A 16,595-nucleotide genomic window follows, 5' to 3' on the forward strand; every position below is an offset into this window, starting at 1 on the left:
TTTTATTTTGGTTTTAATGTCATGACGTAGTTATAGCTTTCTGTAAATAATTCAGTCATTAAAACAGTATTGGTTAATAAACTATCTGGAATTAACACATAATCTTTCATTACAGCACCATAAGATTTGTATTCGGTTGTATTGTGTTTCGCTTTAAAGGCTTCTTGTGATGGTTTTGAAAGCCTAACTCCAATTTCACCAGCTTTATTCAATAAAGCAAACATGTAGCCGTTTGCCGAACAATAAATCATAGACTTGCCCTTGCGTTCAAACTCTGGACAAGTTTCTACAATCGAGTCAAATAGTTGTAATTTATCGTTCCAGTTGGACATTATAGTAATTTTATAAGGTTTTAAGTTCTTCTAAATGTTGATTATAGTCATATTGTAAATCTTCATGAAGCGTTGCAACAGTTTTTTGGATTGTAATAATTTGCCTGTTGTAAATATTGCTTAATGTTACATTTTGTTTTATTGAAGGAGAAAATGATTTTAATCTTTCGCAAAAATGGAGTAGTAGCTCCACTTCGGTTTCTTTTTTAAGTGAATATCTCGCATACTTTTTAATTGTTCTTAAAATCTTTCGGACACTTTTTTTGATATAAAAATAGCTTGCTCTATTAATGTTTTTAAATTGCTCATCAATTTCAGTTTTGATATTGTTTATGTAATCTTCTTCATTGTGTGATTCAAATAGCAGATAGGTAAGGAGTTCTTTGTTTTCTTTTTTAAATCGAGACAATCGCAAGCACAATTGCATCAACTCATCGTGCGAACGATGTTGCAATTCTTTTTTTATGGTGGTTACAGATTCTGCTTTCATTTAGTATTTGTAGTGTTTTCTAATGGTTCTTTTTACTCGAAAGAGTCTGTAAATACCAATGAAAAGTAAAATAGGAGAAATACAAATCAATATAACACCAAAAAATTTTAAGTCACTAAAAAACTCAATTTTTAGTAAGGTAACTCCAGTTCCCAAAATCACGATAAAGGTTCTGAAATACGCTAAAAAAGTACGTTCGTTGGCTAGTTTGGTTCTTTCTATAGCTAACCAATCTCTGGTAATTAATTTGTTTTCTTCATCCATATTACCCTTTCAAAAGATTAATGCTTACTGTTGCTAATTCGTTTTTTGGAAAAGTAGTATAATAGTTTTCATCTGGAGTTAAACCAGCTTCTTTGGCAATTTTGTTAAACACATTGGTTTCTAAAATATATTGATCGCTATAACCATGTGTAGCATCATAAGCTGTTGCCGCTGTTTTTCCTATATTTTGGGCTGTAATTTTAGGGTTTAAGGTGTGCAGTTCAATAATTAACAAACCAAATTGCTCAACATATGGTTTCCATTTATTTAAATGCTCCAACAGTGAATCTTCAACAGCATTGTTGGAAAGGCGTTTACCATTGGAAGCAAAAGCGCCCGATGATGTGCTAATTCTGTTAGATGGTGTTTTTGGAGCTTCCCAAACACGGTTGTGGTCTAAAAATGTGCGTACATTTAGGAGGTCGCGTAATTCAATGTTATAATCTTCTTTTAAATCCTTCGAGAGTAGATCTGGCCTACCAATATCACCCCAAATAACCTTTGCCCAAATATCGGCTTTGATTAAATTGGCTCGAGTGACTTTTAATGCAGCTTGGTTAAAATCGGCCCCAACCAATAACAATGGATGTTCTTCTAGCATTTTGCCACGAATGGTTTGATGTTCAATAACATCAAAAATATGTTGAATAAACGCACCGTTACCACAACCCATATCCAATATACCTTTGGGTTGCTCATCTATAGGTTTGTTGAAGAGTTTTTTGATAACCTCGTCAATCACTTTGAAGTATGTGGCATGAGCACCACCGCTTCCCCAAACGTTCATTTCACGATCAACATGTTTTTCTGTCTCCGAGGGATCAGTGGTCTTTAGTATTAATGGATTGCCAAAAATAAGTTCATCCAATTTTAAAAAAGTTGGTAAATACGAAACAGTAACACCATAAGCTGAAGCTCTTTTGGCAAAAAACAAACCTTTATCGGTAAATTGGTAGGTGTTTTTCTTTTTTGTAAACCACCCCAAGTATGCAAAGAAGTCTAGTATTCTTTTAAAACTCTCAGGATCTTTATGGTATTCTTCGGCTGTAAAAGAAGCTTCCATGAAATATTTATGAAATAAACCATTTACACCTAACAAAACAATTATAGGTCCTACAATGCAGCCCTCAATATGTTTTAGTATTTGATACTCAACCGAATTTTCTTCAACATGTTCTAAATCAAACTGATTTTGATATTTTTTAAATATACGTTCCAGTACTATAAAGGCATCTGGACCAATACGTTCTTCGGGGAATTTTACAGCATAGTTAAGCAACATTACGCCATCTTCATATAATGATGCTAGTTTAAATGCAATTTGACTTTGGTTGGTTGTTTCATAAGAAACCGTACTGGTTTCATTGTTTAAGTGCTGTTCCAGCCAACCCTGTGAGCATAATATCCTTAATGCAACGTTGAGGTAACCTTCGTTTGCTTGAAACTTTGATGTGAGTTCATCCAGAGATGATTTTTTATTTTCTAATAAGTGCTTTAGAACATCTTTCTTATGCAAAGTGAATACTGTAGTAGCGGTTGCAATACCGTCCAAATGCCTAAAAATTATACCTCGAAGTTGCTCTTTATCTGTTTTGGTTAGCATGAACTAAACGTTAGAATATAAATATAAAAAAACCTTTCAACATAAAGATGAAAGGTTTTAAGTATCTATGAAACTTTAAGTTATCTTAACTTTGGAAAGTCCCCTGGGCTAGCTTCGTGCATGACATTGTAAACGGTTTCAAAAACATCTTCAACTGATGGTTTTGAAAAGTAATCCCCATCGGTTCCATATGCAGGACGATGTTGTTGAGCTGTGAGAGTTTGAGGTTTGCTATCCAAATACTCATAGGCATTTTGAGTGTTTAAAATTTCATTTAATATAAATGCCGAGGCACCACCAGGTACGTCTTCATCAATAACCATCAAACGGTTGGTTTTGGCTACACTTTTTACAGTATCATGGTTCAAGTCAAAAGGTAGTAAAGATTGAATGTCTATAATTTCGGCATCAATGCCAACTTCCTGTAATTCTTTAGCTGCTTGTTCTATAACGCGTAGTGTAGAACCGTAAGATACTAATGTAATGTCCTGACCTTCACGAATGGTTTCAACTACACCAAGTGGTGTTTTAAATTCGCCAAGGTTGGTTGGCATTTTTTCTTTTAAACGATAGCCATTCAAGCACTCGACAATCAAGCCAGGTTCATCACTTTCTAATAGTGTGTTGTAAAACCCAGCTGCTTTGGTCATGTTTCTAGGAACTAGCACGTGAATTCCACGGACTAAATTAATAATGCCTCCCATTTGCGAGCCAGAATGCCATATACCTTCCAATCTGTGTCCACGAGTTCTTATAATTAATGGGGCTTTTTGGCGTCCTTTGGTCCTGTATTGCAAGGTTGCCAAATCATCACTCATTATTTGGAGCGCATAGAGAATATAATCTAAATACTGAATTTCTGCAATTGGCCTAAGGCCTCTCATGGCCATTCCTATACCTTGACCAAGAATAGTGGCCTCACGTATACCAACATCCGACACACGTAATTCACCATATTTTTCCTGCATACCTTCCAAACCTTGGTTTACGTCACCAATATGACCGGCATCTTCACCAAAGACTAATGTTTCAGGGTATTTGCTGAAAATGGCATCAAAATTATCACGTATTACCAATCTGGCATCTACTTCTTCAGCATTGTCATTGTAGGTTGGTTTTACTTCTGAAACATTTAAAGCTGAATTTTCAGACTCTGAATATAAATGTGAACTGTATTTAGGTTGAATGGCAGAAATGTAATTGTTAATCCAATTAACCAAATTAGTTTTAGCATCAGATGATTCGCTAACTACATACCTTAAAGCCTTTCGAGCAGTAGATAGTATCTCTTTTCTAATAGGTTCTTTTAATTCAGCTAAATCATTATTAAGCTTTTCTATGAACACCTTGTTTGAGCTTGAATTGGCTACCTCTTTTAATAGAGCAACCAATTCGTTTTGTTCATCTTTTAAGGGCTTTGTAAAGGCAGTCCAAGCCGCTTTTTTACCATCGCGAACTTGTTTTTTAATGTCTTTTTCTATGTCTTTTAACTCTTCATCTGTAGCAATGCTATTGGCAATCATCCAATCGCGTAATTGGGTATTACAGTCGTATTCTGCTTCCCAAGCTAAACGATTTTCATCTTTATAGCGTTCATGCGAACCAGAAGTAGAGTGTCCTTGTGGTTGCGTTAATTCTTGAACATGTATTAAAACAGGAACATGTTCTTCGCGAGCAATTTGAGAAGCTTTTTGATAGGTTTCTATAAGTGAAGCATAATCCCAACCTTTCACGCGAAGTATTTCAAAACCATTGTTGTTTTCGTCGCGTTGAAAACCTTTTAATATTTCAGAAATATTTTCTTTTGTAGTTTGGTGCCTGGCATGGACGGAAATACCATACTCGTCATCCCACACGCTCATAACCATAGGTACTTGTAAAACACCAGCCGCATTTATGGTTTCAAAAAACAAACCTTCGCTAGTACTAGCATTTCCAATAGTTCCCCAAGCTACTTCATTTCCGTTTACAGAAAAATTTGTAGTATCAATACCCTTAACATTTCTGTATATTTTTGAAGCTTGAGCTAACCCTAGTAATCTTGGCATTTGACCAGCAGTGGGTGAAATATCAGCACTAGAATTTTTTTGTTTTGTTAAATTTTTCCAGTTACCGTGTTCATCCAAACTATGAGTTGCAAAATGACCACCCATTTGTCTTCCGGCAGACATAGGTTCTTCCTTTAAATCGGTATTGGCATACAATCCTGCAAAAAACTGCTCGATATTTAATTCGCCTATAGCCATCATAAAGGTTTGATCACGATAATAACCCGAACGGAAATCTCCGTTTTCAAAAGCTTTGGCTAGAGCCAATTGAGGGACTTCCTTACCGTCACCAAAAATACCAAACTTGGCTTTACCTGTAAGAACTTCTCGTCTTCCTAGAAGACTACACTCACGTGATGTGACAGCAATTTTGTAATCGTTTAAAACTTCTGTTTTAAAGTCTTCAAAAGACAAGTCTTTTTTTGTTTCAGGATTTGTTTGCATAAGGTGTAAGGTATTTTTGCAAAGGTAGCTAATATTGGCAAGATTTGCAATGTCAATTTATGTTATAAAATTGATAATATTTTCGAAAAACATTGTTTTTATTGCGATATTTTCAATAAAAATAAAATTCTGGCATTTTCATTAGGAATAATGTATTGGATTTGGGTTTAATACCAGCGTCTTGAAAATAAACCTAATAGTGTTTTAAAGTCTAGGGTTACAATAAACCGAATTCTTTCAGCATAATTGGATTCGGCTATTTCCCAACCTAAATTTGAGTAAACGGGAAAGTAAAGTTCAAAGTAATCTTCAACTAGACTAACTCGTATGCCTGAATCGTAAACAAATTCAGCATTTGTTCCCTTGTTTTTAACAAAGCCAAGATCGCCATAGGCAAAAATATACTTCCAAATGGTAACACTTCCATTAGCTGTTGTTATCCATTGATTGGCAAATGCAGGGTTTAATTGCGATTTAAACCCTCCTTCAGCAATTATTAATTGCTGGCTGAATAATCCTGAACTTTCAGAACGTCCGTAGTAGTTATAATCAAACAGATAATCGGTTGGTCTATCTAGTGCAAAGCTAAAATAGTCAGAATCGGTGCTGGTTTTATTGTTTAAAAATATTCCCGCAAAAAAGCGAATGTTATATTGTCTGTTGCGTTCGGTTAATTTACGGTATTCATAGTTTAAGGCTAGCTTGCTAAATTTATCTGATATTTGAAAATCAGCGAACCACGACGAGTAGTTGATTAAATCTCTATCTACATGGCTATAGCGCGCATTAAAAACGCCATAATTAGGTTCTTCGGTTTCGTTAATATTGGTAGGATTGGGGTTCTCATCTCTATTTATACCCACATAACGTACCGTTAAATAGTCTCTTTTATTAGAGCGTAAATTACTCTTATCCCTAAATTGGAAAACAACACCAGGTGTCAGTTTCAGAACAAAGAGGTCTTCAGCGTAACTAGAGTAACTAAAACCACCACCGTATCGTACTAAAAACATATTGGAATCACTTCTAATGTACTGGTTATATACTATAGAGGCAGATCCAGTTAAAGATTGTGATCGCAATCCGTATTGTGGAGAAATTTGATAATTAAGGGCTTTTTTAAGAACTGTTTTGTTATAGGCTTTAACACCTAGTACAAATCCATCATAAATGTTATTGAATTCAACTAAAGGCATTAAGAATACTTGATTGTATTTTTGATCCTCAATATCTTTAAATAGTCTGAATTGTACAGGCCTGTTAAATAGTGCTTTGGTTAATGTTTTAGTGTTGTTGCGTAAGTTGAATTCCGGAATAGCTTGATCGTGGTTTAAAACCAATTTTGTTAAACCATCGTCATAAATTTTAATTGTGGTTGTATCTATTACATTATCGACCCATAATTTTGATTTTACTAAATCGCCGGTCATCGCAAACAGCGAAATAGGGACTACTGCATTAGTGTTATTTTTTATGGTTACTTCAACAGAATCGCCAATTCGTTCAGCTTTACTTATAGTATAATCTATAATTTTGTTGGTCTTTAAATAATCGTTAAAAAACCAATCCAGGTTTTTTTTAGAATTGGATTCTAACAATGCTTTAAAGTCTTCTGTATGGGTTTCCTTTAATTTTTGAGTTGCTAAATACTCTTTAATCGTGCTTTCAACAACTTGATTTTGTAAGTAAGAATTTAAATAGTTAAGCCCTACACCAGCTTTATACTTATTGGCAATATTTTCATTGAACTTTAATAATGAATCCTTTTGCAAAAGTAAGGGCTGATCTAAATTTCCTCTGGCCATGTGCATATACAAAAAAGGATATTGTGCATTGAATTTCAATTGGGCTGCATGAAATGATTTAAGCCCCCAAATTTTGGAAAGGGTTCCAGCGAGTTTCATGTTAGGGTAGTATTCGTCTACATATTTCATTAGGTAATATGTTTGAATACCATCAAAAATCCATTGGTCTTCTCTTGGATTGATGAGTAAAATATTTTCTAAATAGTTGTGTAAAGCTGTTTTTAATATTTTTAATTCATACTGAAAATCATCAGGAAACGGTCTAATAAAATCGGGTAGTAAATTTAATCCGTAAATAGGACTCTTTTTATAATCAACATTTGTAATCAATAATTTTTCATGTGGATATGACCCCAGATTATGTGACAGAAAAGCAGCTATATTATCTGTTATAAGTGCTTTGTTTAAAGGATTGAGTTCTTCGTCGTCAACATTGGATACAACGGAAAAAAAATCTGTTTTAACATACCTGAAAACAGGTTGTTTACTTAAAACCAATTTTGAATTTATTCGATTTTCACCTCTAAAAACAAAAACTTTAGAGCTATCAATTTGGTTAAAATCAAATTCGTTTAGTTCAGATTCCACATAAAAATAATCAGGGCATTTAACCTCAAGACGAATATCAGATTTAGGGACAAATGAATCATCTAAATCTTTATTGCTACTGTACTGCCATTTCCCATTATAAATTGCTGGAGTTATATACCAATACCGCAAATTGTAATTACCATCAGTAGCAATACCATATCTGGTAAACTTATCATTAGGGATTTGAACAATATAATTTAAGTTAAGGGTATATGAACTATTTGGCAGCAAAGGTTCAGATAAATTCACCTTAACAACGTCAATCTGGTCTTTTAATCTATCAAACTCAACATCCTTATTGTTTTGTTTTAATTCTGTAATTACGGTATAACCACGGTCTTCATTTTTTGCAAAATGGAACTCGGTTTTAAATTCTTCGGCAAATCGTTTTGCCAAAGGTGTACTTTTAGTTGAATAGCTATTGCTCCAATCGTTTAGATAAACCGTGTATAGTGTATCGTTAGTTGTATTGTAATAGGTTATCTCTTGCGAAATTTTAATTTGATTGTTATGAACATTAAAATCGGCCTTAATATCCATAGCATTTTGACTTATTACCCAAAAAGGGCATAAGATTAAAAAGAGTTTTATGGCAGATTTTAAATTCAATTAACTTTTACAAATTTTATGGGGTTACTAATGGATTTGCTAGCACTTAGGTAATAAATACCATTTGACAATCTTTCACAAGGAATGTTTATTAAATTTGAGTTAAAAAGCTTAATGGTTTTTACTTTTTGACCAATGGTATTGTAGATTGACAATTCTTCTATATTAATGATATTATTATCAATTCTTACAATAAGGTTATCGTTAATAATATTGGAGCCAACAATTTCAATTCCGCTAGAATAAACAAACTCATTAACGTTAAGTAAAGCTTGGTCAGTTTGAATTTGAATGGTTACTGGTAAATGGTCGCTAAAGTTGTGTAATGCATCGCGAATGCTAAACGAGAAATCGGAACCGCTACACTCAATATCGTTTATAGCTTGATTAAAACAATTACTGTTACCGTTATTGCCATATACTTTATAAGATCCATTAACATAATTTAGATTGTCATCCGTCATAAGGTTGTTTGATGTCATTATAAAATCAAACCGATCGTCAAAACCACCAGTTGTGCCACCCATTCCTGTTTGTGTGCGAGTTGACTGTGTAAAAACATCGACATAATTTGAATTATTATGCCAACTGCCTATACGGTTTTCAGGATCGTTAAACGGAATGTTGTTCTGTGAATTTATGAACTCTTGAAAAGCGCCTTCAGAATTGGTGTAAACATTAAAATCCCCAGCAAGTATCATATGAATGGCCGAAGGGAGTGTATTTAGGTAAGCAGTTAAATCTTGTGCCATTTGCAATCTTAAGGCTTGATTTTCCGTACCGCTAGATGCTTTTAAATGACAAACAATAGTATGTAACACTACTGGATTCGTGTCTTGGTTTACCGAGTTGAGTTTTAATTCATAATGATTAAAATCTCTAAATATAGTTGTAACAATGGTTTGATTTTCCAATATGAATTTTGAAGCGTCGTAAAACACAAGATTTTGCAAATCGTTTTGATTGCCTATTTCATCGTCAGAAGTGTTTGGTTGAAAAACAGCCATTTCAAAATTAGGATTTACACGATCTTGAATAAGTTGTAAAATAGTGTTTGCTCCTTCTTCATTATTAAGCTCGCAAACCATAAAAATATCTGGTTTGTAATCTGATAAAATAGTCTCTAAATCGTTCAGGCGATTGGGAACAGCGTCTTCAAGGGGGAAATTAAGCAAATTATAAAACATAACATTAAAGGTCTCTTGCGAAAAACCAATAGTTATATTTAGGATATAAACTATCCAGATAATGTGCAATTTCTTTTTCATACTATATGTGTCGAACTTTAATTTAAAAGTTCGGGCTTAATCTGTATTCCTTGTAGAAGTTATCCAGAATAGAAATAACTTCATCTGGAGTATCAACTAAATGGATAAGATCTAAATCTTTAGCACTTATATTTTCAAATTTATTTAGCAAAGTGTTTTTTACCCAATCTAATAGTCCAGACCAAAAATCGGTTCCAACTAAAATAATAGGGAATGTTTCGATTTTATTGGTTTGAATAAGTGTCATGGCTTCAAACAGTTCATCTAAAGTACCAAATCCACCTGGCATGACTACAAACCCTTGCGAATATTTAACAAACATAACCTTTCTAACAAAGAAATAATCGAAATCCAAACTCTTGTCGGAGTCAATATACGGGTTGTCGTGTTGCTCAAAGGGCAATTCTATGTTTAATCCTACCGAAGTTCCTCCAGCAATATGGGCTCCCTTGTTACCAGCTTCCATAATACCAGGTCCACCACCAGTTATAACACCATAACCATGGTCTACTATTTTACAAGCGATGTCTTCTGCTAATTTGTAATATTTATGATCTGGTTTGGTACGTGCCGATCCAAATATGGAAACACAAGGACCAATTCGACTTAATTTTTCATATCCATTTACAAACTCACCCATAATCTTAAATATGGCCCATGAGTCATTTGTTTTTATTTCATTCCAACGTTTATGATGTTGTTCTTTTCTCATTTAAAATGCTTTAAAATTCGTCAACTAGCTAAATTAGTTCTTTTTTTAAGAATTGTGCTGTATAGCTTTTTTTATTTTTTATAATCTCTTCTGGAGAACCTTTAGCAATAACTTCTCCACCATTTTTTCCACCTTCGTAACCAATGTCTATAATATAGTCAACTGTTTTTATAACATCTAAATTATGTTCTATTATTAATACCGTATTGCCTTTGTCTACTAATTTATTTAATACTATCATTAAAACACGAATATCTTCAAAATGTAATCCCGTTGTGGGTTCATCAAGAATATAAAACGTGTTTCCTGTATCGCGCTTGCTTAATTCGGTTGCTAGTTTAATACGTTGGGCTTCACCACCTGAAAGTGTTGTGCTTTGTTGCCCAAGGGTGATGTATCCTAAACCTACATCTTTTATGGTTTTTAGTTTTTTATAAATTTTAGGAATGTGCTCAAAGAAATCGACGGCCTCATTAATAGTCATTTCTAAAACATCACTAATGGATTTTCCTTTATAACGAATTTCTAACGTTTCACGATTAAAACGTTTACCTTGGCACGTTTCACATTCTACATATACATCTGGCAGGAAATTCATTTCAATAACACGTAAACCACCACCTTGACAAGTTTCGCAGCGACCACCCTTTACATTAAAGCTAAATCGTCCAGGTTTATAACCCCTAATCATGGCTTCGGGTATTTTGGCAAATAAGCTACGAATTTCACTAAACACTCCAGTATACGTTGCAGGATTACTACGTGGTGTTCTGCCTATTGGAGACTGGTTAATATCTATTACTTTATCAATGTGTTCTAAACCCTTAATACTTTTATAAGGCATGGGCTTTTTCACACCATTAAAGTAGTGGGCGTTCATAATAGGGTAGAGTGTTTCGTTAATCAAGGTAGATTTACCACTTCCTGAAACTCCAGTTATACCAATCATTTTTCCTAAAGGAATATCGATGGAAACATTTTTTAAGTTGTTGCCTGTGCAGCCTTTTAGAGATAATGTTTTGCCATTCCCTTTTCGACGCTCTCTAGGAACTTCAATTTCTTTATTTCCGTTAAGATAATCTGCTGTTAGTGTATCATGGGTTTTAAGCTCTTTAGGAGGCCCTAAACTTATTATTTCACCACCATGGTTTCCAGCTTTTGGACCAATGTCAATAACATAATCAGCATGCTCAATCATATCCTTGTCATGTTCAACAACAATTACCGAATTACCAATATCACGAAGTGATACTAACGATTTTATGAGTTTTTCATTGTCCCGTTGGTGCAAGCCAATACTGGGTTCATCTAAAATATACAGAACACCAACAAGTTGGGACCCTATTTGAGTAGCCAAGCGGATACGCTGTGCTTCACCACCAGACAAAGATTTGGAACTTCGGTTTAATGATAGGTAATCTAATCCAACATCAAGTAGAAATTGTAATCGGGTACGAATTTCTTTGGTGATTTCTTCAGAAATCTTTTTTTGCATATCAGTTAAATGCTCATCCAAATTCTGAAACCATTGCGCTAAATCAACAATATCCTTTTGCGCAAGCTCGGCAATATTCAGATTATTAACTTTAAAATATAACGATTCTTTACGCAGTCTAGAGCCATTGCATTCGGAGCATTTTACTTTGTCCATATAATCTTTTGCCCATCGTTTTAATGAGCTTGACTCGGCAGATTTGTATTGGTTTTCAATAAAATTGGCTACGCCTTCAAAATCTATTTTATAATCTCGGGTAACACCAAGTGTTTTGCTTTCAACAGAAAACTTCTCGTTGCCACCATACAAAATAACTTGTTTGGCTTCTTCAGGAATGTCTTTATAGGCATCGTTTAATGAAAAACCATAACGTTGCGCAATGGTCTCAAACTGTTTAAAAATCCAACTATTTTTTTGAGGACCATGGGGAGCCAGTGCCCCAGCATTTATTGATAGTTTGGAATTAGGTATGATTTTAGATTCATTTATTTCATATAACGTTCCAATACCATTGCATTTAGGACACGCACCTTTTGGAGAATTGAATGAAAAATTATTGGGTTCAGGATTCGGATAGGATATTCCTGTTGAAGGACACATTAAATTTCTACTGAAGTAGCGAACATCTTGAGTGTCTTGATCTATAACCATTAGTACATCATCACCATGGTACATGGCCGTGTTTATGGTTTCCATCAAGCGTTTGTCGTTATCGGCTGAATCATCAATTTTTAGACGGTCAATTACAATTTCAATATCATGTGTTTTGTACCTATCCAGCTTCATGCCCTTTGTCAAATCACGAATTTCACCATCTGTTCTAACCTTAACAAAACCTTGTTTAGCAATTTGTTCAAACAACTCACGATAATGTCCTTTTCTTGAACGTACTACAGGAGCCAATATATTTATGCGCTTACCAGTAAACGATTCTTTTATAAGATCCTTGATTTGCTCATCGTTGTAACTCACCATTTTTTCGCCAGTGTTGTAACTGTATGCATCACTAGCCCTTGCAAACAATAAGCGCAGGAAATCATAAATCTCGGTTATGGTTCCAACAGTTGAACGTGGAGATTTACTGGTGGTTTTTTGTTCAATGGCAATAACAGGAGAAAGACCATCAATTTTATCAACATCTGGACGCTCTAAACCACCCAAAAACTGTCTGGCATACGCCGAAAAAGTTTCTATATATCGGCGTTGGCCTTCTGCATAAATGGTATCGAAAGCAAGTGACGATTTTCCACTACCTGATAAACCCGTAATTACAACTAGTTTTTCTCTGGGAATGGAAACATCAATATTTTTGAGATTATGAACGCGTGCGCCTTTAACCTCTATAAACTCTTCAAAATCACTCATTTTTCAATACAACCTGTTAATTTGGCAAAGTTGCAAAGGTATTCAATTTGCTTGTAAAAATGAAGTCCGTTATGATTGGCTTAAGAATTTCTTTAACAAAAGAACTATGCGGATAAATAGTTACTTTTATTAACCAAATAGACTTTTAAATTGAATTAAAAGTTTTAGTTTTAGACATCCATTTTTTTGAAAACTTATATATGGGAAAACAGTATAGTGAAATACCTGATAAGCAAATTGAATTTATAAAGCATCAAAAATTATTTTTTGTAGGTACTGCTGCCAATGATGGTCGTGTAAACATTTCTCCTAAAGGGATGGATACGTTTCGCGTAATAAACTCCAAAAAAATTGTGTGGTTAAATTTAACAGGAAGTGGTAACGAAACAGCAGCACATTTACTTAAAAGCAATAGAATGACCATTATGTTTTGTGCTTTTGAGGGTAAACCCAATATTTTAAGGCTGTATGGGCAAGCTAGAATATACCATAATATTGATGCCGAGTATAGTCAATATATAAACCTATTTCCAAATATTGCTGGCTCGCGACAAATAATAGAATTAGATGTTGATTTGGTTCAAACATCCTGTGGTTATGCTGTGCCTTATATGGATTTTAAAGAGGAACGCAATCAGTTAAAAGTTTCCATGGAGAAGAAAGGTGAAGATAGAATTAAAACGTATTGGGAAGAAAAAAACGCACAAAGTATTGATGGTTTTAAAACTGAAATTGAAAAGAATTTAAAATAAAAACAAATATGAAAATATTAGGAATTAGCTCACGAATAAATCATCCTGAATACGGTAAAGGTGTTGTAACCAATGTAACTTCCAAGCATTATTGGGTGACTTTTATAGACAACGGACTGGAAACCATTGATATTGATTCGGAATTTGAAGTCATTGAGGCTGCAGAAGATGATGTTGATACCGTAAGTTTTTTTGATGTGGAGAGTAGTCTTGTCGAGATATTAAAAAAATACAGCGATGTATCTGAAGTTGTACATATAGCAGATAAGTGGAAAGGTGGTAAATTGATTTTAGAGCCTGGTGATACCGCTTTGCAAAGTAAAGAAGTGCCCATTGATAATTTCTTTCATAAAATTACTATGGTGCGTGATAGACTGCGCGTTATGGAACAGAAAATTAATTCCAGTAAAAATTTAGACGAACAAGAGAAAATAGACTTGCAACAATACATTACCAGATGTTATGGTAGTCTAACAACGTTTAATGTGTTGTTTAAATTAAAAGATCAACAGTTTAAGGGGCAGAGTTCAAAATAGACTATTTTGTTCCTTGAATATCGTCAAGTTTAATGCCTAAAAATAGCAATTCATGGAATGTAGGTAATTGCGCACCACTTTCTGTAGTTGTCCAATCGTTCCATGAAGCTTCTAAACCGCCAATAGGTAATATGTCAACCCACATTTTAAATTTTGTGGGTCTATTGTCTTTGTCTAAAAACCATAAATACGAATCGCCTGGCGTTGTGCCTCCAGATGTGTAAGTTACCAATAAGGCTTCTTCGCCAGTTTCGGTTTTTACTAGGCTTCTTTGGGTTCCTGGATCAAAAACCTTGTAAGGAGCTACAAGCCAAAAGGAGTCGTTGTTGAAGTAATTAGTGGCTTCGTCTATTAGTTCTTCTGCTTGTTCGCCTTCTACCTTAAAATTATGCACATAAGCTTTAGATTTAGAAGGATTATCTAAATTTAAATCTACTTTATATTCCTTCCAATATACAACACAAGTGTTTTTGTCTTTTTGCCATTTAAAATGATGACGATTTTTAAAAGTCCACTCTATATAGTTCGTGTTTTTATAGGCTTCGTAATCAAGGGCTTCCAACATATTGTCGGCCAATAATTCCGCCTTTTGATTGGATTCTCCAATGGGTAAATCTTCATTGTATTTAAAATAAACAAATCCAAAAAACAGCAAACTGGGCAAAGTGAAAAATATCACTAATCCTGCGGTTATTTTAAGAGCCTTCTTGAGTTTCATTTTATTGGATTTCTGACTTTAAACTTAGGGCTAAAACATCAGCCGCTTTTGGGTGGTTTCTGAACCATAATTCTGGTTCAATCAGTTCTAATTCTGAAAGTGCGATTTGCCCATCATTATCTGTAAATATATCAACTCTGGCATAAATGGGCAACTCCTTACAGGCTTTTACAGCATTTTCTGCAAATACGATTTCTTCTTTCGAAGGTATATGGCTGTGAACGGTTCCGCCAAAATCATCCTGAACCCTAAAATCGCCAATTTTTGCCTTTTTTAAAACAGCATGTGTAAACTGTCCGTTAAAAACCATTAAAGATAACTCACCTTCCGATACAATATTGTGCTGAAAGGGTTGTAGCATCATAGATTCTTGAACAATTAAATCTGAAAACACCGATTCATAATCCGATAAATTATTCAAGCTTAATTTATATGTGTGTCTTGCTGCACCAGAAATACAAGGTTTTAAAACGGTCTCTTCCCAATTGAGCTGCTTGTGTAATTGAGCCAAAGTTATTTGTGATCCAGTTTCAATAAAATGGGTTTTGGCAATGCGCACACCAGCTTTTTCTAAATCCAATAAATAATGCTTGTCCAAATTCCAACGAATGATGTTTTCAGAATTAAATAAGGTGGTCACTTTTGATACTTGAGTTAGCCATTTTGAAAATTCATTGAATCTATCAAAGTAGTCCCATGTTGTTCTAAATAGAACAGATTTGGTTTTGGTCCAATCAAAATCTGGGTCATCCCATGCTAGCCGCAATGTTTTTAAACCTTGTTTGCTTAAGGCTTCTTGTACCAAGAAATCTTCGTGAAACACATTGTGCTTATAGGTGTCGGTTTTAGAATCTTCTAGGTACCTTTTGTCGGTGAGTATTACTATATCGTATGTCATATTAATCGTCGTATGGCCTCGCGTTTACTTAAAGGCTTTAAAGTGTTTGTGTTTACAAAATCAAGCACAGCTTTTGGGTTTGTTTTGCCATATTCCCTTAGCGCCCAACCAATGGCTTTTTGTATGAAAAACTCATCAGATTCTTTATGAATTAAACTCTGTTTAAACAATAAAGCTTCATTGGTTTTTTCTTTATAGCCTAATTGAAAAATGATACTACTTCGTTGCAACCATAAGTTTTTTGAGTCAGAAAATTTTTGAATGATAGTTGGTGTTTCTTCTTTATAGAGCAGCAAATATTTTCCCAATATTTGTTTGGCAATAAAATCGACAGAATCCCACCATGACTGGGTAGTGATTAGTTTTTCAATAAGTACGATATCCTCTTTTTTATAGGATTTTCGGAGTTGCCTTTCAAATAACTCAATGGCTACCATATGCATTTCGCGTTCAGGTAAATCATATAAATCAAAAGTGAGGGTTCTAACGGTATCTCGAATTTCAAGCTTGTGGTTTTCAATTATGGGTTTGGATAGTGAACGTCGTAAAGGTGTTTTTATACCGTAAAACGGAAATTTATTAAGCATGTAAGCAGACATTTGTTCTGCAAGAACATGATTAGTTTGAGATTTAAATGTATGTTTTAATTCAGTTACAAAACTCAT

General features: G+C 34.2%; 14 protein-coding genes. 2 read left to right on the forward strand and 12 right to left on the reverse strand.

Annotation, left to right across the window (positions count from 1 at the left end; all coding sequences use genetic code 11):
• Positions 1-2 precede the first annotated feature (2 nt).
• The 9 genes from K7G76_RS06300 to uvrA all read right to left on the reverse strand — a co-directional run bounded on the left by K7G76_RS06300 (position 3) and on the right by uvrA (position 13,026).
• Positions 3-332 carry a hypothetical protein gene (locus tag K7G76_RS06300; protein WP_223033316.1) on the reverse strand — a complete coding sequence of 110 codons (330 nt, stop codon included), beginning with the start codon at positions 330-332 and terminating at the stop codon, positions 3-5.
• A gap of 10 nt (positions 333-342) precedes the next feature.
• Positions 343-822 carry a hypothetical protein gene (locus K7G76_RS06305; RefSeq protein WP_223033317.1) on the reverse strand — a complete coding sequence of 160 codons (480 nt, stop codon included), beginning with the start codon at positions 820-822 and terminating at the stop codon, positions 343-345.
• Positions 823-1,086 carry a DUF202 domain-containing protein gene (locus K7G76_RS06310; protein ID WP_223033318.1) on the reverse strand — a complete coding sequence of 88 codons (264 nt, stop codon included), beginning with the start codon at positions 1,084-1,086 and terminating at the stop codon, positions 823-825. It lies immediately after the preceding gene.
• A 1-nt stretch (position 1,087) separates the two neighbouring features.
• The gene (locus K7G76_RS06315) at positions 1,088-2,689 is read right to left on the reverse strand and encodes an AprA-related methyltransferase (RefSeq protein WP_223033319.1); all 1,602 of its coding nucleotides are present in this window, start codon (positions 2,687-2,689) and stop codon (positions 1,088-1,090) included.
• A gap of 80 nt (positions 2,690-2,769) precedes the next feature.
• The gene (locus K7G76_RS06320; protein ID WP_223033320.1) at positions 2,770-5,181 is read right to left on the reverse strand and encodes an alpha-ketoacid dehydrogenase subunit alpha/beta; all 2,412 of its coding nucleotides are present in this window, start codon (positions 5,179-5,181) and stop codon (positions 2,770-2,772) included.
• 167 nt (positions 5,182-5,348) lie between these two features.
• On the reverse strand, positions 5,349-8,186 hold the full coding sequence (locus K7G76_RS06325; protein ID WP_223033321.1) for a gluzincin family metallopeptidase: 2,838 nt from the start codon (positions 8,184-8,186) through the stop codon (positions 5,349-5,351).
• Positions 8,183-9,454 carry an endonuclease/exonuclease/phosphatase family protein gene (locus tag K7G76_RS06330; RefSeq protein WP_223033322.1) on the reverse strand — a complete coding sequence of 424 codons (1,272 nt, stop codon included), beginning with the start codon at positions 9,452-9,454 and terminating at the stop codon, positions 8,183-8,185. Before K7G76_RS06330 ends, K7G76_RS06325 begins: the two co-directional genes overlap by 4 nt.
• Positions 9,455-9,476: 22 nt before the next feature.
• A complete protein-coding gene (locus K7G76_RS06335; RefSeq protein ID WP_223033323.1) occupies positions 9,477-10,166 on the reverse strand; it encodes an LOG family protein in 690 nt (229 codons plus the stop codon).
• A gap of 28 nt (positions 10,167-10,194) precedes the next feature.
• Entirely contained in the window at positions 10,195-13,026 is a 2,832-nt protein-coding gene (gene uvrA, locus K7G76_RS06340; protein WP_223033324.1) for an excinuclease ABC subunit UvrA, read from the reverse strand.
• Positions 13,027-13,226: 200 nt separating this feature from the next.
• Here uvrA and K7G76_RS06345 point away from each other — a divergent pair, with 200 nt between their 5' ends.
• Both K7G76_RS06345 and K7G76_RS06350 read left to right on the forward strand, forming a co-directional pair.
• Entirely contained in the window at positions 13,227-13,778 is a 552-nt protein-coding gene (locus tag K7G76_RS06345; protein ID WP_223033325.1) for a pyridoxamine 5'-phosphate oxidase family protein, read from the forward strand.
• Positions 13,779-13,786: 8 nt separating this feature from the next.
• Complete coding sequence (locus tag K7G76_RS06350) at positions 13,787-14,314, forward strand: hypothetical protein (protein ID WP_223033326.1); 528 nt, start codon at positions 13,787-13,789, stop codon at positions 14,312-14,314.
• Between the two features lies 1 nt (position 14,315).
• On the opposite strand, the gene K7G76_RS06355 is transcribed toward K7G76_RS06350, so the two are convergent.
• The 3 genes from K7G76_RS06355 to K7G76_RS06365 are packed head-to-tail and all read right to left on the reverse strand — an operon-like array spanning position 14,316 to position 16,595.
• On the reverse strand, positions 14,316-15,032 hold the full coding sequence (locus K7G76_RS06355; RefSeq protein WP_223033327.1) for a hypothetical protein: 717 nt from the start codon (positions 15,030-15,032) through the stop codon (positions 14,316-14,318).
• A gap of 1 nt (position 15,033) precedes the next feature.
• Entirely contained in the window at positions 15,034-15,930 is an 897-nt protein-coding gene (locus tag K7G76_RS06360) for an ATP-grasp domain-containing protein (RefSeq protein WP_223033328.1), read from the reverse strand.
• A complete protein-coding gene (locus K7G76_RS06365; RefSeq protein ID WP_223033329.1) occupies positions 15,927-16,595 on the reverse strand; it encodes a DNA alkylation repair protein in 669 nt (222 codons plus the stop codon). The genes K7G76_RS06360 and K7G76_RS06365 overlap by 4 nt, the downstream gene beginning before the upstream one ends.

Origin of the sequence: Hanstruepera marina (genome assembly GCF_019880635.1) — a bacterium.
GTDB classification, from domain to species: domain Bacteria; phylum Bacteroidota; class Bacteroidia; order Flavobacteriales; family Flavobacteriaceae; genus Hanstruepera; species Hanstruepera marina.